This window comes from Lentzea nigeriaca, assembly GCF_016907955.1.
In the GTDB taxonomy this organism is placed as follows: domain Bacteria; phylum Actinomycetota; class Actinomycetes; order Mycobacteriales; family Pseudonocardiaceae; genus Lentzea; species Lentzea nigeriaca.
This window is the reverse complement of sequence record NZ_JAFBCX010000009.1, coordinates 236,673-262,579: the sequence shown is the minus strand read 5'-3', so window position 1 is coordinate 262,579 and position 25,907 is coordinate 236,673. Positions and strand designations below refer to the sequence as shown.

Annotated in this window: 26 protein-coding genes; 18 read left to right on the top strand and 8 right to left on the bottom strand. The window is 69.1% G+C overall.

Annotated elements, in window-relative coordinates; translation table 11 throughout:
* Positions 1-8: 8 nt before the first annotated feature.
* Complete coding sequence (locus JOD27_RS29635) at positions 9-515, bottom strand: nuclear transport factor 2 family protein (protein WP_204765566.1); 507 nt, start codon at positions 513-515, stop codon at positions 9-11.
* Positions 516-658: 143 nt separating this feature from the next.
* Here JOD27_RS29635 and JOD27_RS29630 point away from each other — a divergent pair, with 143 nt between their 5' ends.
* Complete coding sequence (locus JOD27_RS29630) at positions 659-2,074, top strand: NDP-hexose 2,3-dehydratase family protein (RefSeq protein ID WP_307830402.1); 1,416 nt, start codon at positions 659-661, stop codon at positions 2,072-2,074.
* Here JOD27_RS29630 and JOD27_RS29625 read toward each other — a convergent pair.
* Positions 2,058-3,023: a helix-turn-helix transcriptional regulator gene (locus JOD27_RS29625; protein ID WP_204765565.1), complete on the bottom strand. Its 966-nt coding sequence runs from the start codon at positions 3,021-3,023 to the stop codon at positions 2,058-2,060. The genes JOD27_RS29630 and JOD27_RS29625 overlap by 17 nt on opposite strands.
* Positions 3,024-3,097: 74 nt before the next feature.
* Between JOD27_RS29625 and JOD27_RS29620 the strand changes: the two genes are divergently transcribed.
* The 6 genes from JOD27_RS29620 to JOD27_RS29595 all read left to right on the top strand — a co-directional run bounded on the left by JOD27_RS29620 (position 3,098) and on the right by JOD27_RS29595 (position 8,285).
* Positions 3,098-4,045: an ATP-binding cassette domain-containing protein gene (locus JOD27_RS29620; RefSeq protein ID WP_204765655.1), complete on the top strand. Its 948-nt coding sequence runs from the start codon at positions 3,098-3,100 to the stop codon at positions 4,043-4,045.
* Positions 4,042-4,770, top strand: a complete 729-nt coding sequence (locus JOD27_RS29615) for an ABC transporter permease (protein WP_204765564.1) — start codon at positions 4,042-4,044, stop codon at positions 4,768-4,770. Before JOD27_RS29620 ends, JOD27_RS29615 begins: the two co-directional genes overlap by 4 nt.
* Positions 4,771-4,849: 79 nt before the next feature.
* A complete protein-coding gene (locus tag JOD27_RS29610) occupies positions 4,850-6,076 on the top strand; it encodes a cytochrome P450 (protein ID WP_204765563.1) in 1,227 nt (408 codons plus the stop codon).
* Position 6,077: 1 nt separating this feature from the next.
* Positions 6,078-6,401 carry a 2Fe-2S iron-sulfur cluster-binding protein gene (locus tag JOD27_RS29605; RefSeq protein WP_204765562.1) on the top strand — a complete coding sequence of 108 codons (324 nt, stop codon included), beginning with the start codon at positions 6,078-6,080 and terminating at the stop codon, positions 6,399-6,401.
* A gap of 10 nt (positions 6,402-6,411) precedes the next feature.
* The gene (locus JOD27_RS29600) at positions 6,412-7,179 is read left to right on the top strand and encodes an SDR family NAD(P)-dependent oxidoreductase (RefSeq protein WP_204765561.1); all 768 of its coding nucleotides are present in this window, start codon (positions 6,412-6,414) and stop codon (positions 7,177-7,179) included.
* A complete protein-coding gene (locus JOD27_RS29595) occupies positions 7,179-8,285 on the top strand; it encodes an NAD(P)/FAD-dependent oxidoreductase (RefSeq protein ID WP_204765560.1) in 1,107 nt (368 codons plus the stop codon). Before JOD27_RS29600 ends, JOD27_RS29595 begins: the two co-directional genes overlap by 1 nt.
* Positions 8,286-8,320: 35 nt before the next feature.
* Here JOD27_RS29595 and JOD27_RS29590 read toward each other — a convergent pair whose 3' ends face one another.
* Complete coding sequence (locus tag JOD27_RS29590; protein ID WP_307830401.1) at positions 8,321-9,373, bottom strand: ketoacyl-ACP synthase III family protein; 1,053 nt, start codon at positions 9,371-9,373, stop codon at positions 8,321-8,323.
* A 90-nt stretch (positions 9,374-9,463) separates the two neighbouring features.
* Between JOD27_RS29590 and JOD27_RS29585 the strand changes: the two genes are divergently transcribed.
* Entirely contained in the window at positions 9,464-10,069 is a 606-nt protein-coding gene (locus tag JOD27_RS29585; RefSeq protein WP_204765559.1) for a response regulator transcription factor, read from the top strand.
* A gap of 270 nt (positions 10,070-10,339) precedes the next feature.
* Here the strand turns inward: JOD27_RS29585 and JOD27_RS29580 are convergent, their stop codons facing one another.
* The 4 genes from JOD27_RS29580 to JOD27_RS29565 form a co-directional block, all read right to left on the bottom strand.
* Entirely contained in the window at positions 10,340-12,598 is a 2,259-nt protein-coding gene (locus tag JOD27_RS29580; RefSeq protein ID WP_204765558.1) for a sensor histidine kinase, read from the bottom strand.
* 84 nt (positions 12,599-12,682) lie between these two features.
* Positions 12,683-13,354 carry a hypothetical protein gene (locus tag JOD27_RS29575; protein ID WP_204765557.1) on the bottom strand — a complete coding sequence of 224 codons (672 nt, stop codon included), beginning with the start codon at positions 13,352-13,354 and terminating at the stop codon, positions 12,683-12,685.
* A gap of 14 nt (positions 13,355-13,368) precedes the next feature.
* Positions 13,369-15,561 carry a TOMM precursor leader peptide-binding protein gene (locus tag JOD27_RS29570; protein ID WP_307830400.1) on the bottom strand — a complete coding sequence of 731 codons (2,193 nt, stop codon included), beginning with the start codon at positions 15,559-15,561 and terminating at the stop codon, positions 13,369-13,371.
* Positions 15,562-15,623: 62 nt separating this feature from the next.
* The gene (locus JOD27_RS29565; protein ID WP_204765555.1) at positions 15,624-15,806 is read right to left on the bottom strand and encodes a hypothetical protein; all 183 of its coding nucleotides are present in this window, start codon (positions 15,804-15,806) and stop codon (positions 15,624-15,626) included.
* Between the two features lie 203 nt (positions 15,807-16,009).
* On the opposite strand from JOD27_RS29565, the gene JOD27_RS29560 reads away from it, so the two are divergent.
* From JOD27_RS29560 to JOD27_RS29525, 8 genes are all read left to right on the top strand, one after another.
* Entirely contained in the window at positions 16,010-16,807 is a 798-nt protein-coding gene (locus JOD27_RS29560) for an AfsR/SARP family transcriptional regulator (RefSeq protein ID WP_204765554.1), read from the top strand.
* Between the two features lie 166 nt (positions 16,808-16,973).
* A complete protein-coding gene (locus tag JOD27_RS29555; protein WP_204765553.1) occupies positions 16,974-17,228 on the top strand; it encodes an acyl carrier protein in 255 nt (84 codons plus the stop codon).
* A 12-nt stretch (positions 17,229-17,240) separates the two neighbouring features.
* Positions 17,241-18,164, top strand: a complete 924-nt coding sequence (locus JOD27_RS29550; RefSeq protein ID WP_204765552.1) for an aromatase/cyclase — start codon at positions 17,241-17,243, stop codon at positions 18,162-18,164.
* A gap of 75 nt (positions 18,165-18,239) precedes the next feature.
* Complete coding sequence (locus JOD27_RS29545) at positions 18,240-18,431, top strand: hypothetical protein (RefSeq protein ID WP_189258527.1); 192 nt, start codon at positions 18,240-18,242, stop codon at positions 18,429-18,431.
* A 24-nt stretch (positions 18,432-18,455) separates the two neighbouring features.
* Positions 18,456-20,090 carry a citramalate synthase gene (gene cimA, locus JOD27_RS29540; RefSeq protein WP_204765551.1) on the top strand — a complete coding sequence of 545 codons (1,635 nt, stop codon included), beginning with the start codon at positions 18,456-18,458 and terminating at the stop codon, positions 20,088-20,090.
* 18 nt (positions 20,091-20,108) lie between these two features.
* Positions 20,109-21,377 (top strand): beta-ketoacyl-[acyl-carrier-protein] synthase family protein, encoded by a 1,269-nt coding sequence (locus tag JOD27_RS29535; protein WP_204765550.1) that lies wholly within the window; start codon positions 20,109-20,111, stop codon positions 21,375-21,377.
* Positions 21,374-22,588: a ketosynthase chain-length factor gene (locus tag JOD27_RS29530; protein ID WP_204765549.1), complete on the top strand. Its 1,215-nt coding sequence runs from the start codon at positions 21,374-21,376 to the stop codon at positions 22,586-22,588. The genes JOD27_RS29535 and JOD27_RS29530 overlap by 4 nt, the downstream gene beginning before the upstream one ends.
* 74 nt (positions 22,589-22,662) lie before the next feature.
* Positions 22,663-23,601, top strand: a complete 939-nt coding sequence (locus JOD27_RS29525) for an acyltransferase domain-containing protein (protein ID WP_204765548.1) — start codon at positions 22,663-22,665, stop codon at positions 23,599-23,601.
* A 174-nt stretch (positions 23,602-23,775) separates the two neighbouring features.
* On the opposite strand, the gene JOD27_RS29520 is transcribed toward JOD27_RS29525, so the two are convergent.
* Positions 23,776-24,546: a cyclase family protein gene (locus tag JOD27_RS29520; protein ID WP_204765547.1), complete on the bottom strand. Its 771-nt coding sequence runs from the start codon at positions 24,544-24,546 to the stop codon at positions 23,776-23,778.
* Positions 24,547-24,609: 63 nt separating this feature from the next.
* Here JOD27_RS29520 and JOD27_RS29515 point away from each other — a divergent pair, with 63 nt between their 5' ends.
* Both JOD27_RS29515 and JOD27_RS29510 read left to right on the top strand, forming a co-directional pair.
* A complete protein-coding gene (locus JOD27_RS29515; protein ID WP_204765546.1) occupies positions 24,610-24,909 on the top strand; it encodes an antibiotic biosynthesis monooxygenase family protein in 300 nt (99 codons plus the stop codon).
* Complete coding sequence (locus JOD27_RS29510; RefSeq protein ID WP_204765545.1) at positions 24,906-25,907, top strand: CaiB/BaiF CoA transferase family protein; 1,002 nt, start codon at positions 24,906-24,908, stop codon at positions 25,905-25,907. Before JOD27_RS29515 ends, JOD27_RS29510 begins: the two co-directional genes overlap by 4 nt.

Below are 25,907 nucleotides of genomic sequence, written 5' to 3'. Positions count from 1 at the left end.
GCTACCTCTCAGGACGGGTTGTGGATCTTGTCGGCCCAGTTGGCCGAGTCGTGGGTGACGACGCGCGCCTTCGTGAACAGCTCGCCGTTCCTGCGCACCAGCTGGTCCTCGACGGTCGTGGTCGGCTCGAAGCTGACCTTGCCGTCGGCGTCGGTGAGGCTGACGATCGCCTGGTAGCGCACCCGAAGCTGATCCGGGCCGGTCTCCTCGATGAGCATGCGGTCGAACCAGTAGCGGTAGACGAGACCGTCGTAGTAGGAGATGTTCTCCTCACGCGCACGCCGTGCGGACGTCTCCTCCGTCTTGGGCTTGCCGGGGTCGCCGCGCCGCGCCGACATCTCCTTGAACAGCTGCTCGCGTCCTTCGAACCGCCACCCGAACGGCACGTGCTCGAGCGTGCAGTCCTCGGTGAAGGTCTCCAGGAACGTCTTCAGCTCCCGCGCCTCGAGCAGCGGCATCTGCCGCGCGTAGAACTGCTGCACCTCGACGTAGGTGTCCGCGCTGATGTGGGACACATCGGCTCCTTTCGACTGTCCTGCGAGCGTGCTTGCCGCCGGTGGACGCGGTCTTGAGCGCTGGTCGTGCGTGTTCTAGCTCGGCTGTCTCGCCGTTCGAGCGCAGGTGACGACCCTGAGCGCGAACACAGGAGGTGTTTTCAGTGACGTCGACCCAGGCGCGGTCCGCAGAGCTGCGGCCGCGAGAAGATCCCGACATTCCGGCGAGGCTCGCGGTGTCCGCCGACACGCTGCACGGCACCCACCTGCCGACGGAGCAGTTCAGCGTGTGGATGAAGGAACGCGAGGCCGCACACGCCTTCGAGGTCGTGCCCATTCCCTTCGACCAGCTGAACGGGTGGTCGTTCCACCCGCAGAACGGCAACCTCGGCCACGTCAGCGGAAAGTTCTTCACCGTCGAGGGACTCCGTGTGCGGCAACCGAAGCAGGTGTGGCACCAGCCGATCATCAACCAGGCCGAGGTCGGCATCCTCGGCATCCTGGTCAAGGAGTTCGACGGCGTCCTGCACTTCCTGATGCAGGCCAAGATGGAACCGGGCAACCCGAACCTGCTCCAGCTCTCGCCGACGGTGCAGGCGACCCGCAGCAACTACATGCGGGTGCACCAGGGCAGCTCGGTGCGGTACCTGGAGTACTTCGCGGGTGCCGAGCGCGGCAGGGTGATCGCGGACGTGCTGCAGTCCGAGCACGGCGCGTGGTTCTACCGCAAGCGCAACAGGAACATGGTCGTCGAGGTGACCGGCGACGTGCCGCTGCACGACGACTTCTGCTGGCTGACCCTCGGGCAGATCAACGAGCTCATGGCGCGCGACAACGTGGTGAACATGGATGCGCGCACGGTTCTCGCCTGCCTGCCGCAGGTGCCGTCATCGTCCTCGAAGGACGGTTTCCGGGCGGCGCTCGCGTTGTCGCGCGACCAGGACGCGGGCGCGTTGCACACGACGGCGGAGGTGTTGAGCTGGTTCAGCTGGCAGCGTTCGGAAACCGAGCTCGACATCCAGCGCATCGCGCTCTACGACCTGCCGGGCTGGTACCGCACCGACACCGAGATCGCGCGCGAGGACGGGCGGTTCTTCAAGGTGGTCGCGGCGGACGTGCGGGCCGACAGCCGTGAGGTGAAAGGCTGGTCGCAGCCGTTGTTCCAGCCGCACGGGCTGGGCATCGCCGCGTTCGTGGCCCGGGAGTACTGCGGTGTGCTGCACCTGCTGGTGCACGCACGGGTCGAGGGCGGTTTCGCGGACGCCGTCGAGCTGGGGCCGACGGTGCAGTGCGTGCCGTGGAACTACCGCAGCTCCGACTCGCCGCCGTTCCTCGACCAGGTGCTCGCGGCCGGCTCGTCGCGGATCCGGTACGAGGCGATCCACTCCGAGGAGGGCGGCCGGTTCCTCGAAGCGGAGAGCCGTTACCTGATCGTCGAGGCCGACCGCACCGTGCCGGACGACCCGCCGGAGGGCTACGCGTGGGTGACGGTGGGCCAGCTCGCGGATCTGTTGCGGCACGGGCAGTACGTCAACGTGCAGGCGCGCACGCTGATCGCGTGCCTCAACTCGTTGCGGTGACGCCGCGCAGCAGAAGTTCCGCGGTGCCGCGCAGGTAGTCGCGGAACTCGGCGGGCTGGTCCACGCGGAACTCGCCGCCGAGCGCGGCCAGCACCAGCACCAGCCAGTCGAACTCGTCGACCTGCATGATCAGCACGCAGGACGTCTCGTCGATCGGCTCGACCGAACCGCCCGCGTAGGCCGTCGCCTTCTCGACCTCGGCGGCGGGCAGCTGGATGGTGACCCTCACGTGGTGGCGCAACGGAATCGACTGCAGCTGCTGCTGCACGAACTCCGCGGCGTCCGCGGCGGGCAGTTCGCGCTGCCGGAACCGCGCACCCGTGGCCTGCGGTTCGGTCAGCCGGTCGACCCGGAACGTCCGCCAGTCGCCGCGCTCGACGTCGTAGGCGACGAGATACCACTTGCGGCCCAAGGGAACGAGCCGGTACGGCTCGACCAACCTGGCTGTCCGCTCACCCCCTCTCGCCGTGTAGGAGAACCTCAGGCGCTCCTCGTCACGGCACGCCTGCGCCAGCACGGTGAGCACCACCGCGTCCACCTTCGGCCCCTTGCCGGGTGGCGCGGGCACGGTGAACTCCCGCAGCGCGCCCACCCGCCCGCGCAGCCGGGGCGGCATCACCTGGATCACCTTCGTCAACGCGCGCAACGACGTGTCCTCGATGCCCTGCACGCTGCCGCTCGCCGCCGCTCGCAAACCGACCGCGATCGCGACGGCCTCCTCGTCGTCCAGCAGCAGCGGCGGCATCGTCGCCCCGGACTGCAACTGGTAGCCGCCCGCGACACCGCGGCTCGCGTCGACCTGGTAGCCCAGCTCGCGCAGCCGGTCCACGTCGCGGCGCAGCGTGCGCTCACTCACCTCGAGGCGCTCGGCCAGCTCGGTTCCCGGCCAGTACCGGTGGGTCTGGAGCAGGGACAGCAGTCGCAGCATCCGTGCACTCGTGTTCGCCATGAAATCCAGATTAACCGCAATTCAGGTCAGGAAGTGGCCGGAATCAACTCTACGGTGGTGCCATGACCGACACGATGATTCGGACGAGCGCATTGACGAAGCGCTTCACGGTGAAGAAGGAGACCGTCGAGGCGGTGCGCGGTCTCGACCTGCGTGTGACACGCGGTGAGATGGTCGCGCTGCTCGGGCCGAACGGTGCGGGCAAGTCGACCACGCTGCGGATGCTCACGACGCTGCTGCCGCCCACCTCCGGCGAGGCGGAGGTCGCCGGGTTCGACGTGGTGACGCGGCAACGCGAGGTACGGGCCAGGATCGGCTACATCGGCCAGGGCAACGGCGCGGGGCACAGCCAGCGCGGGCGCGACGAGCTGGTCAGCCAGGGCCGCGCCTACGGGCTGTCCGTCGCCGACGCCCGCACGCGGGCTCAGGAACTGATCGACTCGCTCGACCTCGGTGCCGTGGCGGACCGCGTCGTCTCGTCGCTGTCCGGCGGCCAGCGCCGCAGGCTCGACATCGCGATGGGCCTCATCCACGCGCCGGAGCTGCTGTTCCTCGACGAGCCGTCGACCGGCCTCGACCCGCAGAACCGGGCGAACCTGCAGGAGCACGTCGTGCGGATGCACGCGGAGCACGGCACCACGATCGTCCTCACCACGCACTACCTCGACGAGGCCGACGCGCTCGCGGACCGGGTGATCGTCATCGACCACGGCAAGCTCATCGCCGACGACACCCCCGAGCGGCTCAAGGCCGATCACGCGGGCGACCGCATCACGCTCACGTTCGACAGCGAGGACGAGCTGCGTCGCGCGGAGGGGCACACGCTCGGCATCGCAGCTGTCCACAATGGACTGACTCTGACCCTGCGTGCCGCAGGCGGCCGCCATCTCGTGCCGAAGCTGATGCGTGGCTTCGACGAGGCCGGTGTGCAGGTGTCCGCCGTCGAGGTGGCCCGGCCGACGCTCGACGACGTCTTTCTCGCCCTGACCGGGCGTTCGCTGCGTGAGGAGAACCAGGCATGATCCACGACACCACGATCGTCTTCAGCCGCGAGCTGAGGCCGGTGCTGCGCGACCCGTTCTCGGTGATCTTCACGATGGTGCAGCCGCTGTTCTTCCTCGTGCTGTTCTCCCCGCTGCTGCCGGAGGAGACGGGGCTGCAGTGGTTCGTGCCGGGCATGATCGTGATGTCGTGCCTGTTCGGTGCCGGCTCGACCGGCGGCAACCTGCTCTTCGAGATGCAGACCGGATCGCACGAGCGGATGCTCGTCTCGCCGCTGCGCCGTCCCGCGCTCATCGTCGGGCGCGCGCTCAAGGAGATCGTGCCGACGATGGTGCACTCGGTGCTGATCATCGCGATCACGATCCCGTTCGGGTTCCGCCCGCACGCCGGCGCGGTGCTCGGACTGCTGATGCTCGCGATCATGTGCGTCGGCCTCGGCGCGCTGTCCTACTCGCTCGCGCTCGCGTCCAAGAACAAGGAGTGGATCTTCTGGGCGGTGCAGCAGACCATCAGCTTCCCGCTGCTGCTGCTCGCCGGGATGCTCCTGCCGATCGAGGGCGGTCCCGCGTGGCTGCAGTTCCTGTCGAAGCTGAACCCGTTGTCCTACCTCGTGAACGCCGAACGCGAGCTGTTCAACGGTGAGGTCCTCACCGCGAACGTCGGGCTCGGACTGCTCGCCGCGGTCGGTGTCGCCGCGCTCGGACTGTGGGTGGGTACCAGGCAGATGCGGCAAGCGGTCGCCTGAAACCTCCGCTTGAGCGGGCTTCCGGCTCATCTCCAGGCACGGGTGGAAATCTCGCTCCATCCGACTGGGAGGACTCGTGATGACCGAAGCCGCCATGACCGATGCCGAGGAGACGTTCCCCTATCAGCGGCAGTGTCCGTTCACTCCGCCGAAACAGTACGCCGAGATGATGGCGGAGGACGTCTCCCAGGTCACGCTGACGGGGTCGGGGCTGAGGATCTGGACGATCACCGGCTACCACACGATCCGCCAGATCCTCACCGACCCGCGGATCAGCGCCTCGCGCAAGCACGACAACTTTCCGTTCTACTTCATCGCCCCGCCGGAGTTCCGCACCGAGACGTCGTTCATCGGCTACGACAACCCGGAGCACACGCAGACCCGGCGCAAGGCCGCGGTCACCTTCACCACCCGCCAGGTGAAGCGGATGCGGGGCCGCATCGAGGAAATCGTCAACGAGTACATCGACAAGCTGCTGACGATGACGCCGCCGGTGGACTTCCACCGCGAGTTCTCGCTGGCCGTGCCGATGACCGTGATCTGCGAGCTGCTCGGCATCCCGCAGGACGAGCACGACTTCTTCATCAAGCACGGCACGTGTCTGCTCGGCGGGCACAGCACGCCGGAGCAGCGGCAGGCCGCGATCGTCGAGGTCAACGCCTACGTCGACCAGCTGATCACCATCAAGGAACGCGAGCCCGGCGACGACCTGTTGAGCAGGGCGATGGCGGAGTACGCCGCATCCGGCGAGGAGTACACGCGCCGCGACCTGTTCAACATGATCCGCCTGCTGATGAACGGTGGACACGAGACCACCGCGAGCATGCTGTCGCTGGGCACGGCCGCGTTGCTGGAGAACCCGGACGAGCTCGCGAAGCTGCTCGCCGACCCGGAGGGCATGATCGAGCCCGCGGTCGAGGAGCTGGTGCGGATCGCCACGATCGGTGACACCGCGATCCCGCGCGTGGCGCTGGAGGACATCGAGATCGCGGGCAAGACCATCAAGGCGGGCGACGGCATCCTGTGCCTCGGACTCGCCGGCAACCGCGACCCGGAGATGTTCCCCGAGCCGGAGAAGCTGATCCTCGAACGCGGTACGCGCAAGCACCTCGGGTTCGGCTACGGCCTGCACCACTGCATCGGTGCCGACCTCGCCCGGCTGGAGATGCAGATCGTCTGGACGACGCTGTTCCAGCGCATCCCTTCGCTGCGCCTTGCCAAGCCGTTCCTCGAAATCCCGCGCAAGGAAGGCGCCGTGATCTACGGCCTGTGGGAGCTGCCGGTCGTGTGGGACGAGGTGAACTGACATGCCCAAGATCACCTACACGCAGCCGGACGGCGTCCAGTCCGTTGTGGACGTCAACGAGGGCGACTCGGTGATGCGCGGCGCCGTGCTGAACGGCGTGCCGGGCATCGTCGCGCAGTGCGGTGGCGGTGCTTCCTGCGGCACCTGCCACGTCTACGTCGACGAGAACAACACCAAGCCGTTGCCCGAGATGCATCCCGTGGAGGACGAGCTCCTCCACTGCACCTCCAGCCCCCGGCAGGACAACAGCAGGCTCAGCTGCCAGCTGCCCGTGTCCGCCGAACTCGACGGGCTCGTGGTGCACGTGCCCGAGACACAGATCTGAGGGGAAGCAGATGACCGCCTTCGTCACGGGTGCGACCAGCGGGATCGGTCTCGCCGTCGCGCGCGGCCTCGCCGAGCAGGGCCGCGAGGTCTTCGTGGTGGCGCGCAACGCCGAGAACGTGTCGTCCACGGTGAAGCAGTTGCGCGAGGACGGGTACACAGTGGACGGTACGACGTGCGACGTCACGTCGACCGCCGACGTGCGTGCCGCCGTCGCGCTCGCCGTCGAGAAGTTCGGCCGCATCGACGTGCTGGTGAACAACGCGGGCCGCGGTGGTGGCGGTGAGACCGCGACGCTGGACGAGGATCTGTGGCTCGACGTCGTGAACACCAACCTCAACAGCGTCTTCCGCGTCACCCGCGAGGTGCTGAGCAACGGCAAGATGCTCGACGACTCGTGGGGCCGCATCATCAACATCGCCTCCACGGGCGGCAAGCAGGGCGTGATGCTGGCCGCGCCGTACTCGGCGTCAAAGCACGGCGTCATCGGCTTCACCAAGGCGGTGGGCCTGGAGCTCGCGAAGACCGGCATCACGGTCAACGCCGTGTGCCCCGGCTACGTCGAGACGCCGATGGCCGTGCGGGTGCGCGCCGGGTACGCGAACTACTGGGGCGTCACGGAGGACGACGTCCAGGAGAAGTTCAACGCGAAGATCCCGCTGGGCAGGTACTCGACGCCGGAGGAGGTGGCGGGGCTGGTGTCGTACCTGGTCACCGACACCGCGGCGTCGATCACGGCCCAGGCGCTGAACGTCTGCGGCGGACTGGGCAACTACTGATGTCCGTCGTCGTGATCGGCGCCGGACAGGCGGGTTGTCAGGCCGCGGTGTCCCTGCGCGAGCAGGGGTACCGCGGCCCGGTCACCATCGTGGGTGACGAGAACGTGCCGCCGTACCAGCGGCCACCCCTGACCAAGGCGTACCTCGCTGGGGACGTCGACCTCGACGGGGTGCTGGTGCGGCCGGAGTCGTTCTACGCCGCGCACGGCATCGACCTCGTGCTCGGCGACCCGGCCGCGGCCATCGCGCGGGAGGACCGCGAGGTGGTGCTGCGGTCCGGCCTCGCGCTGCGCTACTCGCACCTCGTGCTCGCCACTGGTGCCCGCCCGCGCACCCTGCCGGGCGCGTTGACCCTGCGCACCGTCGCCGACGCCGAGGTGCTGCGGGAACGTCTGCACCGGCCGGCCCGCGCCCTGGTGATCGGGGCCGGGTTCGTCGGGCTGGAGTTCGCCGCCGTGGCCCGCACCAAGGGACACGAGGTGACGGTCGTCGAGGCGCTGCCGCGGGCACTGGCGCGATCCGTGTCGCCGATAGTGGCCGACCACGTCGTTGCACGGCACCAGGAACGCGGAGTGCGGGTGCTGCTCGGCGCCGAGCTGTCGGCACCGGAACGTGGCAACGCGGACCTGGTCGTCGCAGGCATCGGTGTCGTGCCGAACGTGGCGCTGGCCGAGGACGCCGGGCTCACCGTCGACGACGGCGTCGTGGTCGACGCGCACCTGCGCACCGACGACCCGTTCATCTACGCCATCGGTGACTGTGCGAGCTTCTCCAGCGCGTTCGCGGGGGCCAGGATCCGCCTGGAGTCCGTGCAGAACGCCATGGACCAGGCGGCGTGTGTGGCCGCGGGGATCATGGGATCGGCCGAGCCCTACACGGCCGTGCCGTGGTTCTGGAGCGATCAGTACGACATGAAACTGCAGATCGCGGGCATCACCCGCGGACACGACCGGACCGAGGTCGACGGCGACCCGTCGAGCGGCCGGTTCGCGGTCTACTGCTACCGGGGTGACCGCCTGCTCGGGGTGGAGTGCGTGAACAAGCCGGCGGCCTTCGTGCAGACGCGCCGGCGGCTGGCGGAACGGCAGGAGTTCTCCGTCGCCTGAACCGGTATGGCACCCCGCGGGGTGCCATACCGGCGTTACTCGCTTGCCCAGGCGGGGGAGTCGAGGATCTCGACGACGGCGCAGCCCCAGCTGTAGCCCGCGCCGACCCCGATCAGCACGACCCGCTGACCAGGCAGGGCCCGGCCGGAGTCGACCAGGTGGCCGAGGCTCGCGAACTGGTCACCCGCGCCGAGGTGACCGACGGTCCGGCTCCACTCCCACGTCGTGCGCTCCGGTGCGATGTCGTAGGGCCGCAGGTAGTTCACGTCGAGCCGGCGCCTGCCGAAGTGGGGGAGCACCACCCACTCGGCGTCGCCGAGCTTCATGTCCGCGTCCGCCAGCGCCTCGTCGATCACGGCGGCCTGCCCCGCGTTGGCGCGGTTGATCCCGTAGGAGAGCCCGTATTGCCTGGCGAAGGCGTTCTTGGCGGCCTCGAAGTCGACTGGCATCCGGTGCGCGAACGGGGCCAGTCCGAACGGCTCGTCGCCGCGGTGCAGAGGTTCGAGCTCAGAGTCGGCGTGGACCGACAGCGACAGCAGCCTCGCGTAGCCGCCGCGGCGCGAGAGGACCACCGCGCTGGCACCGTCCGCGTAGGGCGTGCCGGGGTCGGTGCGCCAGCGGTCGATGCCGGGCAGGCAGAAGCGGTCCGCGGTGGTCAGCAGCGCGTCGGCGGGCTCGCGCCGGTCGAGGTAGGCCACGGCGAGGTCCAGCGCGGCCATGCCGCCGTTGGACATCTGCCTGATCTCGAGCGCCAGACAGCTGTTGCGGACGGTCTCCCGCTGGATGTACGAGCCGACGGGCCACAGGTCCTGGCCCTGGTGGTAGGTGTCGGCGTGCAGGATCAGCGCCACGTCCTCGGCCGTCGAGCCGGCTCGTGCCAGCGCGGTCCTGGCCGCAGCCACGGCCATCTCGGCCGCGGACTCTTCCGGAGACACGGCCACCGACACCACGTCGGTGCGTGCCACCAGACGCGGCTCGCACTCGCCGGAGGCGAGCGCGTCGGCCACCGTCAGCGTGGCCGGCAGGCGGATCCCGTTGCCCCGGATGAAAACGTCGTCGATTCGCACACCGATGATCGTCGCGCTCACCTCTGGATCACGGCCTCAGCGAGCCTTGAGCACGACCCCGTTGTACGCGCGTTAGGGTGGGGCCTGGTGGGGTGTGAGGGGAAAACAGAGATGATCCGAGTCCTGCTCGCCGAGGATATGCACATGGTGAGAGGCGCGCTCATCGCCCTGCTCCAGCTCGAGCAGGACATCGAGATCGTGGCCGAGGTGGACACCGGCGACAAGATCATCCCGATGGTGGCGAAGCACCGCCCGGACGTCGCGGTGATCGATATCGACATGCCGGTGATGGACGGTCTCACCGCGGCCGACGAGATCCGCGAGACGATGCCGGAGATCAGGATTCTGATGCTGACGAGCCTCGCCAGGCCGGGCACGCTGCGCAGGGCGTTGTCCCTGCGGGTGGACGGCTTCCTGCTCAAGGACGCGCCGCCGGACCAGCTCGCGGACGCCATCAGGGACGTGATGGCGGGCAAGCGAGTGGTCGACAGCCAGCTCGCGCTGGCGGCGTGGGACAGCGGGGCGTGTCCCCTCACCGACCGCGAGCTTGGGGTGCTCAAGCAGGCGGCGAAGGGCGCGGACGCGGCGGAGATCGCGAAGTCGCTCAGTCTGTCCGTCGGCACCGTGCGCAACTACCTCACGACGATCATCACCAAGCTCAACGCGCGCAACCGGATCGACGCGATCCGCATCGCCGACGACGCGGGTTGGCTCTGAGGCTGATATATCGGATACCGGCCTGACGGTCGCAGTATCCGATATGCAGTATCCGATATGCAGTATCCGATATATCGGGCAGCCACCTCTGATATATCGGATATCGCGTGTCATGCCCAGTATCTAATATATTGGTATCTGATATATCGGTGCTTACGGGGTAAAGGCTCCCGCCGATGGCGCATGCCGACTCCAAGGCCGAGTCTGTCACGCTGATATATCGGATATGGCATGCCATCCGCAGTATCCGATATATGGGTCTGGGTCCCGCTACCCGACGGGGATCTCGGCGTGCAGACGGTAGGTGTCGGCCTCACCGCAGGCGCGCAGGATCCCGCCGAGCGCACGCACACGGCTCGTCAGGTTGTCGATGCCGCTGCCGCTCAGGTCGTGGCGCCCTGACGTGGGCACACCGTCGTTGACGATGTCCATCGTGACGGTGCCGGTGGAGTGGGTCAGCGTGATCTCGCACCGCTCGGCCTTGCTGTGCCGCAACAGGTTCGTGACGCCCTCGCGCAGCACCGTCGCGAGCGTGGTGCGGACCTCCTGCGGCAGCTCGCACGAGTCGAGGCGCATGGTCACGTCGATGTCGGCAGCCCGCAGCAGGGCCTCCGCCGACTGGGCCTCCTCGTCGAGCGACAGCTCGCGGTAGCTGCGAGCCACCGATCGGACGTCGGCGAGCGCCTGCCGGCAGATGACCAGCACCTCGCCGAGCTCGTCGGTGGCGCGGGCGGGGTCGCGCAGCACGAGCTGCCCGGCGAGCTCGGTCTTCAGCGTGATCGCGGAGAGGCTGTAGCCGAGCAGGTCGTGCAGGTCCCTGGCGAAGCGCAGCCGTTCCTGGGTGACGGCCAGTTCGGCGAGCTCGGACCGGGCGTCGTGCAGCTCCTGCACCATCGACCGCAGCCGCGACATGCCGTAGACCACCAGCGCGCCGTTCATCGTCGCGACGATCCCGTAGCCGACGCCGAACCAGCCGCCGCCGTAGGCCCACTGCAGGCCGCACACGCTCAGCAGCACCGCGGAGGACACGGCCCAGCTCACCGGCGGGCGCAGCACCAGCAGGGCACTGCCCGCGACGAACCCGTAGATGCCGAGCGTCGGCCGTTCGAACGTCACGATCGGCAGGAACGTGAACGTCGCCAGCGCGGCCAGCGCCGCGTAGCCCGCGGGGGAGCGCAGCCGGAAGCGAGGGTTGCTGAAGCAGCCCAGCTGCAACGCGAGCGATCCGACGAGACAGGTGACGGTCAGCGCGGTGGCGCCCGGCCCGAGGTGGGCGTCCAGGGTCCACAGCACCCCGTTGATGAAGTACACGACGAACACCGCGCTCACGAGCAGCAGCGCGAGCCGCGGCGCCATCGACGGCCTGCGGTCGTGGTGTTCCGCGTCGTCCTCGCCGACCGGCTCCGCGGTGATCGGCACCGTCGCGCGCAACCGGAACGTCTGTGCATTCACCGGGCCCGCGTCGAGCTCACCGCCCAACGCGCCCACCCGCGTCGTCAGGTTGTCGATGCCGTTGCCGCTCGGTTCTCCGGTCGCGGCGGGCCGCCCGTCGTTGACGATCTCGATCGACACCGAGCCGGCCTCGCGCGTGAGGGTGATCGCGCACCGCTCGGCGCGGCTGTGCCGCAGGATGTTCGTCACGCCCTCGCGCAGCACGGTGGCGAGCACGGTGCTGATCGGCGACGGCAGCTCACCCGGCTGGGCGTCCAGCGTCACGTCGACTCCAGCGGCGCTCAGCACCGACCGCGCGGACGCGATCTCGTCGTCCAGGGAGAGCTGGCGGTAGCTGCTCGCCACCGCCCGCACGTCGGTGAGCGCCTGCCGCGCCACGGCGAGCACCTCGGTCAGTTCCTCGCGGGCACGTTCGGTGCTGGTCGCGACGAGCCGGCGGGTGAGCTCGATCTTGAGGGTGATCGCGGAGAGGCTGAAGCCGAGCAGGTCGTGCAGGTCTCTGGCGAACCGCAGCCGTTCCTGGGTGACCGCCAGCTTCGCGAGCTCCGACCGCGCGCAGTCGAGCTCCGCCACCAGTGAGCGCAGCCGGGACAGTCCGTAGACGATCAGGCCGGTACTGGTGGTGACCATGACCATGTACAGGATGTCGATCAACGGGCCGGTGTAGTGGGCCTGCAACGCGCCGATGACGAGAGCGTTGGCCGCGAACACCAACCAGCCGGCGAGCCGGGGGAGCACGAGCGCCGCGCTGCCCGCGAGAAAACCGGGCAGGCCAATCCAGTCCTCGCCGAAGTAGGCGACCGGCACCCAGATCAACGCGGCCTGCACCGCGAGCGCCGAGTACGCGACCGGGGAGTGCAACTCCGACCGCGGGTTGCTGAACACCTTGAGCTGCAAGAACATCAGCGCGCTCAGGCAGAGGAGCGCGATCGTGATTCGCGCGGTGGTCGGGCCGTTCGTCAGCACGTAGAGGAACGTGTTGACGAAGAAGCCCGCGAACACGACGGTGGCGGCGAGGAAGGCGAGTCTGGGCGCGGTGCGGGAAACCGTGCCGGGTTCCGTGCTGCGCTCAGCCACCACCGCTCCTCCACGAAGACCGTGTTCTGGCGGCATGCCGGCCCCCAGGGCAAGCCTCACGGTCATCGTACCCACCACGACTGATCACCCGTCCGTGTTCGGCGATAACGCGCGGCCCGGCTGGGTGAACCCGGCTCCGGTGAGATAGGCGACGACGTCGGCCACGACCGGCCGGTCGAGCTGCAGCGAGTCGGAGATCTCCGCGATCGTGGTGTCGCCCGCCAGCAACGCCTTGGCGACCGCGGTCGCCGGTTCCCGGTGCAGCACGACCTGGTAGCGCAGACCGGGAACCACGAGCACCTGGTCGCCGTTCAACCCCTCGATGACCGCTTCCGGCCGCAGCCGCACGGGCTGGTCCTCGTCCACGTGCGGCAGCGTGAAGATCGCGTCGTGGGCCACCGCGATGACCGACAGGATCGGCCCCGCACCGTCGAGATGGCCCAGAGAAGGGACGACGACCCCGCCGAGCTGGTCGAGCGTCCGCTTGAGCCGCTGCCATTCCGCGCACGGCCCGGAACCCGCCTTCCACCGCGCGAAGTTCTCGTTGAGCGGCCAGATGTTCTCGAGCGCGACGGGCCCGAGTGTCATGCGGCGCAACGCTTCGCGGACGACCGGGTTCGGATCGGCGACGACGATGTCGCCCCAGCGTCCCCTGACCGTGAGTGCTCTGCCGTCGACGTCGTTGTCGACGACCACGTCCTCCAGGAGCGACCACAGCGGCCGCCCTGAGGGAACGTGGGATGGCTGTGCGGGCACGGTGGCTCCTTGACTCACATGAACAGCGGAATCGGGTTCAGCTCGTCGTAGGCGGAGGGTTTGTCGAGCCTGCCCAGTGATACCGGTACGTCGTAGAGCCGTCCTCGAGCGAGCCTTGACCAGAAGTGCCGCAGCCCCGGCACGATCACCTTGACCACCGGCAGCCCGATGTCCGGCCGGGTCTGGTCGAGCACCAGGACCTCGAGTCCCAGTGCCTCCAGCCGTGCCTGGATCATCCGGACGTCCGCGTGCAGGTCTGGCTGCCAGCTGTACCGGTGCCGCACGGCGGGCGCCGTGTCGCTCGGCACGAGGTACGGCTGGTTCGCCACGGTCGCGGTGCTGAGCCACTGCCGCAGATCGGTGTCGAGGTCCCGCCACGCCGCCGGGGTGAGGTCGACCACCGCGGGCAGCACCTGGTTCAGCTCGGTGAGACAGCGGCGCAGGGCGATGTGCGGGTCGAGGTGGGCGCCGAAGCCGAACATGATGTCCTCGCGCGGACCGTCGATCCGCCGCGACACCGCTGCCATGACCGGGATGTCCAGGTCGGCCGTCAGGTCCAGCACCCACACCTCACGGCCGAGGCCGCGGTGCACCTCGCGCACCTCGGTGATCCACGGGTCGGCGAACGCGTCGAGATCCACCGCCGGCATCGGCGTGCGGTTGTACCACCACAACGCGACGGCGTCGCGTTCGATCAGCTCCAGCATCCCCTGGAGCACCGCGTCCTCGAGGCTGCTGCCCGCGGCGCAGCCGTTGGAGTCCGCGATCACGCCGGGGTGTGCGGGTGCGCCGAAGTAGAGCATCCCGGTCGGCAGCAGCCGGTGGCGTTCGCCGGTCAGCGACCACACCGGCGTCCAGTCCAGTTCGGCGTGCTCGTCGAACGGCTCGGTGACGTACTGGAACGCCGAGTGCGTCCCGTTCCACCGCGCGCGGTCGGCGAACTGGCTCGGGTGGAACAGCTGGCAGGTGTCCGGGTGGATCGCCTGCTCGCCCAGCTCCGCGAAGCTGGCGCGCACCACGGCCTCGTCGCCGTGGAACGACGCGCTGTGCCGTTCCAGCGCCTCGCACAGCGCGCCCACCTCGGCGTCGAGCGGTGTGACCCCCTTGCCGCCGCTCTCACAGCGCAGCGTCGACCACAACCCGTCGAGCCCGCGGCCGGTCGCGGCGAGGTTCCCGCCCGCCAGGTAGGAGTTCAGGAACTCCGGCCCGCGCGGGTCGCGCCTGACCTCCTTCACGATCCCGGTGACCGGACTGATCAGGTGCCGGTATCGCGCCAGCACGTCGCGCGGTGCCGACGAACGGTGACCGCCGCCCGCGCCCGCGACCTTGGTCCGCGAGCGCAGCCGCACCGGCCGGTTCGCCTGTTCCCGCACCGACTCCGGGTCGCCGCACGCCCGGCACTGCGGCCGCGCCGTCACGGTGTGGTGCGAGACGCGCGTGGTCAGGCTGTCGTAGGCCCAGACCTCGCGCTGCCCGTCGTGCCGGTATCCGGCGAGCCACTTCGTCGTCTCCAGCGCGGCCACCTGCGCGGCCGTGCCGGAGACCGACGGCAGGAACACGGCGGGCCTGGCGGCCGGACCACGTTGTCCGGACGCCGCCCGCACGTGCGCTTCCGCCGGGCGGTTGGCGGACAACCGCGCCGCCAGGCAGTGCCAGCACGCGCCTTCCCCAGGAGTGAAGAACGGGCCCACCCACACCTGGGTGCCCACGGGCTTCACGATGAGCCACGGCCGGTTCGCGGCACGGTGTGCCTCGTCGATCGCGGCGAGCTCCGGCGCGAGGTAGTCGGCGCAGACGACCACGGTGAGGTCGCCGGCTCCCTCGGCGACGACCTCGACTCCCGCTTCCCGCAACGCACCGGCCATCGGTTCGGCCAGGCAGCCACCGGCGCTGATCACGCTGACCCGCGCGGTGGCGGTGCTGCTCGACGCGGCCACCGGGTCGAGCCCGGTGGCGTCCCAGTAGGCCAGTGCGGCTTCCTCCGCCGTGGCGGACTCATCGGAGTGCCAGCCGATGAGTCCCGCGGTGTGCAACTTCCCCAGCATCTTGCGGATCTGCTCGGACGGGACGTGTGCGGGCACGTCCCGGAGCAGTGAGTCGACGTCCCTCGTCCCGTCCAGCAACGACGCCAGCAGCTCGATGTGCTGCCCCCTGATCGCCGTGACCCCGCTGTCCGAGAAGAGATAAACAGCTTCCCCCTTGACCACTTCCGGCCTCAGATGTCGTTTGAAGCCAATCCTTTCCGTCCTGCTGTGTCCCCCCTCCACTGTCATGCCGCTTGCACCTCGCCGATGGGAGGCATGCAGCAGCGACCCGTGCTGCAGACGAAGCTGACGCCGGACACGGTGATCGTCGGCCGGTCGAGCTCCAGGATGAGCAGATCGGCGTCGTTCGAGGCCAGGTTGCGCTCCGCGGGCGGGAACAGCAGGTCCAGTGCGTGCTTGGCAGACATGTCAACTCCGGGTTCTGGTGGGTGTTTCGTTGATGCGCTCCATTCTGGTTTTACGCCGCGAGCTGCCGGTAGTGCTCGGTTAACGCCTGCACATATGACATTTTCATGGCTCCGCACGGGCCCGACTCACCCCAAACCGGTGGCTGGCGCACTGCTGTTTTTCCGCTGCTGGGACCACACTTCTGAGCAAGGAGGTGGACAGCGTGGAAATCAAGGTCCTGGGCCCGGTGGAGGCCAAGGTGAACGGCCGTTCGGTGACACCGACAGCGGCGAAGCCGAGGCAGATACTGGCGCTGCTCGCGCTGCACGCCGGACACGTCGTGTCGGTCTCGACGCTCATCGAGGAGCTGTGGGACGACCGGCCTCCACGCAGCGCCCGCACCACGTTGCAGACCTACATCCTCCAGCTCCGCAAGCTGATCGCCGGCGTGTCCTCCGGTGACGCCAAGGAGGTGCTGGTGACGAGGTTCGGCGGCTATCTGCTCGACGTCGCACCGGAAAGCGTGGACGTGCACGAGTTCGAACGGCTGTCGCAGGCGGGTTACCGCGCGGCCGAGGCCCGGGACTTCGCCTCCGCGTCCCGGCTGCTGCGCTCGGCGCTCGCCCTGTGGCGCGGACCGGCGCTGGTGGACGTCCGGCCCGGTATGCCGCTCGGCGCCGAGGTGGTGCGCCTGGAGGAGAACCGGCTGAACGCGGTGGAAGCGCGCATCGAGGCGGATCTGCGGGTCGGCAGGCACCACGCGTTGCTCGGCGAGCTCGCCGTGCTGGGCGCGCAGTTCCCGATGAACGAGAACCTGTGCGAGCTGCACATGGTCGCGTTGTTCAGGTCCGGCAGGCAGTGGCAGGCGCTGGACGTGTACAAGTCGTTGCGCGACACGCTGATCCGCGAGCTGGGTGTCGACCCGTCGGCCCGGTTGCAGCAGCTGCAGCACGCGATCCTGAACTCCGACGCGAGGCTCGACAGCTCGCGCACGCGCGAGCCGGAGACGTTGCTGGCCTGACGTGAGCAACTGACGAAACACCCGGCCGGGACTTCCCGGCCGGGTGTTTTCGCGTGCCACCCACTGTCCGAAAAGGATTTTCAAGGCGATGTCCAGCGTCGGCCCAGCTCAGAGGTGCAGGCTGGCACGTGGCGGTTGGAACGCCTTGGTGAGAAAGGACAAGACGTTGAGCGAACTGACGATCTCAGGGCTACAGGAGATCTTGCACGAGGCGGCGGGCGGCGACGACTCCGTCCAGTTCGGACAGGACGTACTCGACACGCCTTTCCTCGAACTGGGCTTCGACTCCCTGGCCCTGCTCGAGACGGTGGCACTGATCAAGCGCAGGTACGGCGTGGCCGTCGCCGACGACGAGCTCGCCGACCTGCAGACCCCGCGTGAGCTGTTGAAGAAGGTCAACTCCGGCCTCGCGGCCGCCTAGAGAGGCAACGACATGACGGAGCGCACCACCCACACGGTGGTCATCGACGCGCCCGCGAAGGTCGTCTACGACCTGATCGCGGACGTGACCCGATGGCCCTACACGTTCGGCCCGACCGTGCACGCCGAGGTGTTCGAGACCGACGGTTCGACCGAGCGACTGCGGTTGTGGGCGTTCGCGCACGGCGCCGTGCGGACGTGGACCTCACGCCGCCACCTCGACTCGCAGGCGCTGACCGTCCGCTTCCAGCAGGAGAAGTCGGCGGCCCCGGTGACGCACATGGGCGGTGAGTGGCTGGTCAAGCCGATCACCGACACCGTCACCGAGGTCGAGCTGCTGCACGACTTCCGCACCGCGACACCGGAGACGGTGGAACTGGTGTGGCAGGCCGTGGAGAACAACAGCACCGCCGAGCTCGCCGCACTCAAGCGCGCGGCCGAGCTGGGCGACGACTACGACCGGCTGGTGCTGTCGTTCTCCGACAGCGTCATGATCGACGCACCGCGTCAGCGCGTGTACGAGTTCCTGCACGAGGCGGACAAGTGGCCGCAACGGCTGCCGCACGTCGCGAGGCTCGACCTGACCGAGGCCGTCACCGGCGTGCAGTCGATGGAGATGGACACGCGCGGCACGGACGGATCGGTGCACACCACGCACTCGGTCCGGGTCTGCTTTCCCAACGACGGCATCGTCTACAAGCAGACCGCCACACCGGAGATCATGGCCGCGCACGCCGGCCGGTGGACGTTGCGCGACCTCGAAGGCGGCGGTGTGGAGGCCACTTCGCACCACACCGTCGTCATCCGGCCGGAGACGGTCGCCACCGTGCTCGGACCGGAGGGGACCGTCGAACGCGCGCGGGAGCTGATCCGCAAGGCGTTGGGCACCAACAGTCTGACCACTCTGCGGCACGCCAAGGCGTACGCGGAGGAATAACGGTCGTGGGTGATGGGGAGGCCCGCGGTCCTCCTCATCGCTCATGGCACCCACCAGCACGAGGAGGTGCGGGTGATGACATCTGGACTGGCCGGGGTCGACCTGCTCACCAGAGCGGCGCGGGTCGCGAGCGGGCACGGGCTCATGACCGTGTCGATGTACCTGGAAAAGGCGGCGACGGAGCACCGCCGCAACGGCTGCCCGTCCGCGCCGGCGCCGTGCGCCTACGAGATCGAGGCGGCACGCGTCCTGATTTCCGGTTCATAGAGCCACTTCCTGGGGAGCGCTTGCATGTTCCAGCTCTACGACACGACCCTGCGCGACGGAACGCAGGGAGAGGGGCTGGCCCTCACCGTCGCGGACAAGCTCGCGATCGCCCGCCACCTCGACGCGTTCGGCGTCACCTTCGTCGAGGGCGGCTGGCCGGGCGCCATCCCCAAGGACACCGAGTTCTTCCGCCGCGCGCAAAGCGAGCTGACGCTGCGCAACGCCGAACTGGCCGCGTTCGGCTCGACCCGGCGCCCGGACACCGCGGTCGCGACCGACTCGCAGGTGACGGCGCTGCTGGCCGCGCAGGCCCCGGTGGTGACCATCGTGGCGAAGAGCCACGTGCGGCACGTCGAGCTCGCGTTGCGCACCACGCTCGCGCAGAACGTCGCGATGATCCGTGACACCGTGCGCCACCTGGTTCGCGCGGGCAGGCGTGTATTCCTCGACGCCGAGCACTTCTTCGAGGGCTACCTCGCGGATCCCTTCTACGCCACCGAGATCGTGCGGGCGGCGGCAGAAGCGGGCGCGGAAGCCGTGGTGCTGTGCGACACCAACGGAGGCATGCTTCCCGACCAGGTCGGCGCGATCGTCACCGCGGTCGGTGAGACAGGCGCCCGGCTGGGCGTGCACTGCCACGACGACAGCGGCTGCGCGGTCGCCAACACGCTCGCCGCCGTCGACGCCGGAGCGGACCACGTCCAGGTGACCGCGCACGGCATCGGTGAGCGCTGCGGCAACGCGAACCTGTTCACTGTCGCCGCGAACCTGGTGCTGAAGAAGGGAATCCCGGTCGTCAGCGAGGACCAGCTCGCCTCGATGGCCGACACCGCGAGGCGCATCACGGCCATCACCGGCGTGCACGCGAACCGGGCCGCGCCCTACGTCGGCGCGTCCGCCTTCGCCCACAAGGCAGGCCTGCACGCGTCCGCGTTGCGCGTCGATTCCACGCTGTACCAGCACATCGAGCCGAACGCGGTGGGCAACGCGCGCCGCACCCTCGTCTCCGACATGGCCGGCCGTGCCTCGATCGAGCTGAAGGCCAACGAGCTCGGTTACGCGCTGACCGCGGGGTCCGACGTCGCCGCCCGCGTCACCGAGCGCGTCAAGACGCTGGAAAACCACGGCTACGCCTTCGAATCCGCCGACGCCTCGTTCGAACTGCTGTTGCGCGAGGAGTTACGCGAGGGCGTGTCCGCACGCCCGTTCGACGTCGACTCGTGGCAAGTGACCGTGCGCCAGCCGAAATCCGGTGGCGCCGTGGTCAACGTCGCAGAGGTGGCCGTGCGCGTCGGAGACGTTCTCCGCAGCGCGACCGGCGAAGGCACCAATGCGATCACCGCGCTGGACCGTGCGTTGCGCGCGGCACTGCTGGAGTTCTTCCCCGGCTCGCCGCGCCTCGAACTCGTCGATCATCGGGTCCGCATCGTGGAGGAGGGCGCGGGCAGCGACCAGGTCGCCAGGGTCCTCGCCTCGTTCCACGACGGCTCGCGGCGCTGGAAAACCGTTGGTGTGGAAGCGAACGTGATCGGCGCTTCGCTGCGGGCGCTGGTGGACGCACACCAGTACGCCGTGCTTCGAGGAGGACTCGATCCCACCGACTCAGTATCAGGCAGAACACGTAGGTCCCAGATTGGAGCAGACCATGTCCGCACTTAGCGCGATTGGAGGTGTCCGATGAGTCGTCGCGCCGTCATCACCGGGCTGGGCACGGTCGCCCCAGGTGGAATCGGAACAAAGGCGTACTGGCAACTCCTGTCCGAAGGGCGGTCGGCGACTCGGATCATCACGCACTTCGACGCCTCGCCGTACCGGTCGAGGATGGCAGGTGAGGTCGATTTCGACCCGGTGCGTGAGGGCCTGAGTCCGCAGGAGATCCGCAGGCTCGACCGCGCGGCGCAGTTCGCGATGGTCGCGGGGCGGGAGGCGATGCGCGACTCGGGCATCGAGTTCGACCACCTCGACCCCAGCCGCATCGGCGTGGCACTGGGCACCGCGGTCGGATGTACCACGAGCCTGGAGCGCGAGTTCGTCGTCGGCAGCGACCGGGGCAAGTACTGGGAGATCGACCAGAACTACACCGTGCCGCACCTGTACGACTACTTCACTCCCAGCTCGATGGCCGCCGAGGTGGCCTGGCTGGTGGGCGCGGAGGGACCGGCCACGGTGGTCTCCACCGGCTGCACCTCGGGTCTCGACTCGGTCGGCTACGCGGCCGAGCTGATCGCAGAGGGCAGCGCGGACGTGGTGATCACGGGTGGCACCGAGGCACCGCTGTCGCCGATCACGGTGGTGTGCTTCGACGTCATCCGGGCGAGCAGCACCCGCAACGACGACCCCGAGCACGCGTGCCGCCCGTTCGACAAGTCGCGCGACGGCCTGGTGCTCGCCGAAGGTGCCGCGATCCTCGTGCTGGAGGAGCTCGAGCACGCCCGTGCCCGCGGCGCGCACATCTACGGTGAGGTCGCGGGGTTCGCGTCGCGGTGCAACGCCTACCACATGACCGGGCTGCACCCCGAGGGCAAGGAGATGTCGGACGCCATCAACGCCGCGATGGACATGGCACGGGTCGACCCGACCGCCATCGGCTACATCAACGCACACGGCTCCGGCACCAAGCAGAACGACCTGCACGAGACCGCCGCGTTCAAGCGCAGCCTCGGCGATCACGCCTACCGCACACCGGTGAGCGGCTTCAAGTCGATGATCGGGCACTCGCTCGGCGCGATCGGCTCGCTGGAGATCGTCGGGTCCCTGCTCGCGTTCGAGCAGGGCGTCATCCCGCCGACGGCGAACCTGCACGACCCCGACCCCGAGTGCGACCTCGACTACGTGCCGCTGGTCGCCCGCGAGGCGAACGTGAACGCGGTGCTGACGGTCGGCAGCGGTTTCGGTGGTTTCCAGAGCGCCATGGTGCTCCGCAAGGTGGAAGAGGTGCGTCGATGACCCGCGCGGTGGTGACCGGTATCGGTATCGCCTCGCCCAACGGCCTGGGGCCGACCGCCTACTGGCGTTCGACCGTGCACGGCGAGAACGCGATCAAGACCATCACCCGGTTCGACCCGTCCGGGTACTGGGCCAAGATCGCGGGCGAGGTGCCGGGTTTCGAGGCGGGCAGGCACCTGCAGGGCAGGCTGCTGCCGCAGACCGACCACATGACCAGGCTGACGCTGGTCGGCACGGACTGGGCGTTGCGCGGTGCCGGCGTGCAGGAGAACGACATCCCGGACACGGACGTCGCGGTGATCACCGCGGCGACCGCTGGCGGGTACGAGTTCGGCCAGCGGGAGCTGCAGAAGCTGTGGCACCAGGGGCCGGACTACGTCAGCGCCTACCAGTCGTTCGCGTGGTTCTACGCCGTGAACACCGGGCAGATCTCGATCCGGCACGGCACGCGCGGGCCCGGTGCGGTCGTGGTGAGCGAGCAGGCGGGCGGCATCGACTCGATCGGGCACGCCCGCAGGCAGCTGCGCAAGGGCGTGCGGCTCGCGCTCACCGGTGGCATGGACAGCTCGCTGTGTCCGTGGGCGTGGGTGGCGCACCAGGCGTCGGGATCGTTGAGCCGCAGCAACGACCCGCGCCGCGCGTACCTGCCGTTCGACCGGGACGCGAGCGGCTACGTCGCCGGTGAGGGCGGCGCGATCATGGTGCTGGAGACCCCGGAGTCGGCGGCCGAACGGCCGGGAACCCGGATCTACGGCGAGATCGCGGGGTACGCCTCCACGTTCGACTCGCGGATGCCCAGCAGGGAACCGGGTTTGCGGCGCTGCGCCGAGCTCGCCCTGCGGGACGCGGGCATGGACGCCTCGGAGATCGACGTCGTGTTCGCCGACGCGGCCGGCATTCCCGAGCTGGACAAGGCGGAGGCGAACGCGATCAGCGCGATCTTCGGCCCGTACGGGGTGCCGGTGACGGCGCCGAAGACCATGACCGGGCGGCTGTTCGCGGGCGGCGGGTCGCTCGACGTGGCCACGGCGATCCTGTCCATCTACTGGAGCACGATCCCGCCGACCGTCAACGTCGAGAACGTCGTGCCCGAGTACGAGCTCGACCTCGTGCAGAACGAACCGAGGCACGGCCGGGTGCGGGCGGCGCTCGTGCTGGCCCGCGGCCGCGGTGGTTTCAACTCGGCCATGGTGGTCCGCGAGTACAGGTGACCCACAGGTCGTGAGTTGTTCTGGAGCGCTTTCCAGAACAACTCACGACCTTTTTCCTGGAGAGGAGGCTCGTGGTGAACGTGGCGTTGATGTTCCCGGGACAGGGTTCGCAGCACGCGCGGATGGCAGCCGGCCTGTACGGACGTGAACCGGTGTTCACGTCGGTGCTGGAGGAGGTTCTCGCACTGTTCGGCGACGACGGCGAGGCCGTGCGCGAGGACTGGTTGGCGGGCAACGACATCGACCACGTGTCGCGCGCGCAACCGTTGCTGTTCGCGGTCGACTACGCGCTGGGGCGAACCGTGCTCGGCTGGGGTGTCACACCGGTGGCGATGGTCGGGCACAGCGCGGGCGAGGTCGTCGCGGCCACGCTCGCCGGGGTGTTCACCCTGGAGGAGGCCGTGACGCTGGTGCGCGGACGGGTGCGCTCGGCCGCGCCGGTCCCGTCCGGCGGCATGCTGGCCGTGGCGGCGTCGGAGGCGGACATGGTGCCGTACCTCGTCGGCGATGTCGCGATCGCGGCGGTGAACGCACCCAAGCAGACGATGCTGGCCGGGTCGGACGAGCCGCTCGCCGCCGTGCGTGCCAGGCTGGAGGCCGACGAGTTCACCGTCCGCACCGTGCCCGCCACGACACCGTTCCACAGCCCCGCGATGGCACCCGCCGTCGAGGAGGCGTTGCGGGAGTTCCACGCCACTCCGAGGTCACCGCGGATCACGGTGTACTCCGGCTACACCGGCAAGGAGCTGACCGAGGCCGACGCGACCTCACCGGTGTTCTGGGCGCGGCAACTGTCCGACACCGTCTACTTCGGACCGGCGCTCACCGGGCTGCTGGCCGCGCACGACGTGACGCTGGTGGAGGCGGGGCCGGGCCAGACGCTGACCGCGTTCGCCCGGCGCACCAAGGCCGTGCGCACCGGCGTGAGCTCCGTGGTGCCTTTGCTGCCACCGGGTCCCGGCGGTGACGACTGGGAGAGCCTGCAGGCCGCCCGCCTCCGTCTCGTCCCGTGACGACAAAGGGACCCTTCGGCTGAAGGGTCCCTTTTCGCGTTATTCGAGACCGCGCAGGATGTGGCTGTCGTCGTGGTCCGGCGCCGGCAGCTTCGCCGTCTTCGACCAGGTCGTGAGTGATTCGTTCATGACCACACCGTAGGAATGGTGACTCCGGTCTCACTCGATCGCCGGTCAGTCTTCCAGCAGCGCCACCGCCCGCGTCCAGCCCGCGCCCGCCCCGCCGATCTTCACCGGGAAGCATACGACGGTGAACCCGAAGGGCGGCAGCAGATCCAGGTTCGCGAGCCGCTCGACCTGGCAGTACTCGCGTTCCCTGCCGGCGAAGTGCGCCGGCCACAGCACCGAGCGGTCCCCGGTCTCGTGGTAACGCTTGATGATGTCGCCGAACGGCGCGTCGAGGCTGAACGCGTCCGTGCCGATCACCTTGACTCCGAGGTCCAGCAACAGGTTCGTGGCGTCGCCGTCGAGCCCGGTGAAGTCGGTGAAGTACCGCTGGGTTCCGGTGTGTTCGGCGGCGCCCGTGTTGAGCAGCACGATGTCCATCGGCTGTGGGGTGTACCCGATGCGGACGAACTCCTTCTCCAGGTACGCGGCGCCGACGACGCCGGTGCCCTGCCCGGTCAGGTCGAGCACCACACCGGGGTTGTGGAACCACTCGAGCGGCATCTCGTCGATGTGCTTCGGTGTGCCGTAGGCGGCGCGAGTTCCGTAGTGCGACGGCGCGTCGACGTGCGTGCCGGTGTGCGACGTCAGCGAAATCCGGTCCAGGGAAAGGAATTCCGAGTCGGGCAGCACGGACGGGTCGAAGTCGATGCCCAGCCGCAACCGCACCTGCTCGCTCATGTGTTGCGCGCCCTGTGCGGGGGTGAGCACCTCGTGCGTCACCGGATCCGCCTCGTACGCGGACGCGTCGATGGTGGAGGAAAGGTCGAGTATGCGCATGCGTCCCATGCTCGAAGCCGAGCCTCGAGCACAGGTCGAGATCGGCGGGGCACAGTGGTCGGCATGGCGATCACCTTCATCAACCGCTTCACGGTCAACGGCAAGCCGGAGGACTTCGAGATCGCGTTCACCGAGACCGCGGACTTCATCCGCAAGCAGCCGGGTCTGGTGCGCTACACGCTGTCCCGCGATCTCGAGGACGAGACCAGGTACGTCAACGTCGCACTGTGGGAGAGCGCGCAGGCGTTGCGCGACGCCGTGGCGCACCCCGACTTCAAACAGCACGCGGCGGCCATGCGCGCACTCGCCACGAGCGAGGGCACGGTGTACGCCGAGCGGCTCACGTTCGCGGGTGAGGGATGACCAGAGGTCCGCTGGACGGCCTGCGCGTCCTCGAGGTCGGCGGCATCGGGCCCGGCCCGCACGCGGGGATGCTGCTCGCCGACCTGGGCGCCTCGGTGCTGCGGGTCGAACGGCCGCACGGCGGGTTGCAGGTCGTGCCCGACCGCGACAAGGACTTCCTGTTGCGCGGCAGGGACTTCCTCGACGCGGACCTCAAGGGCCGCTACGGCCGTGAGCTGGTGCTCTCGCTGGCAGGGCGCGCGGACGTGCTGATCGAGGGCTTCCGTCCTGGCGTCATGGAACGGCTCGGCGTCGGCCCGTCCGCCTGCCTCGCCCGCAATCCGCGGCTGGTCTTCGCGCGGATGACCGGCTGGGGCCAGGACGGTCCGCTGGCCGAGCGCGCCGGGCACGACATCAACTACCTGGCTCTGACCGGCGTGCTGCACGCCGTGGGCACCCCTCCGCTGAACCTGCTCGGCGACTTCGGCGGCGGATCCCTCTACCTCGTGGTGGGCATCCTCGCGGCGCTGATCGAGCGCGAACGCTCCGGCTGCGGCCAGGTCGTCGACGCCGCGATCGTCGACGGGGTCAGCTCGCTGGCCCAGATGATCTGGTCCATGCGCGCCCAGGACCAGTGGAGCGACCAGCCGGGAACGAACCTTCTCGACGGAGGCGCGCCCTTCTACTCGATCTACACCTGCGCGGACGGCCGCAACGTCGCCGTCGGGGCGCTCGAACCGCAGTTCTACGCCCAGCTGGTCGCCGGGCTGGGTCTCGAAGACCTGCCCGACCAGCACGACCGGGACAGCTGGCCGTTGCTGCGCAAGATGTTCGAGGAGGCCTTCCTGCGCCGCACCCGCGACGAGTGGGCAGAGGTGTTCGAAGGCACCGACGCCTGCGTGACCCCCGTGCTGAGCTTCGGCGAGGCCGCCGAACACCCCCACCTGAAGGCACGCGGCACGATCACCGCCGCTGGTGCCGCCACCGCGCCGCGGCTCAGGCCCCCTTCAGTACATTGA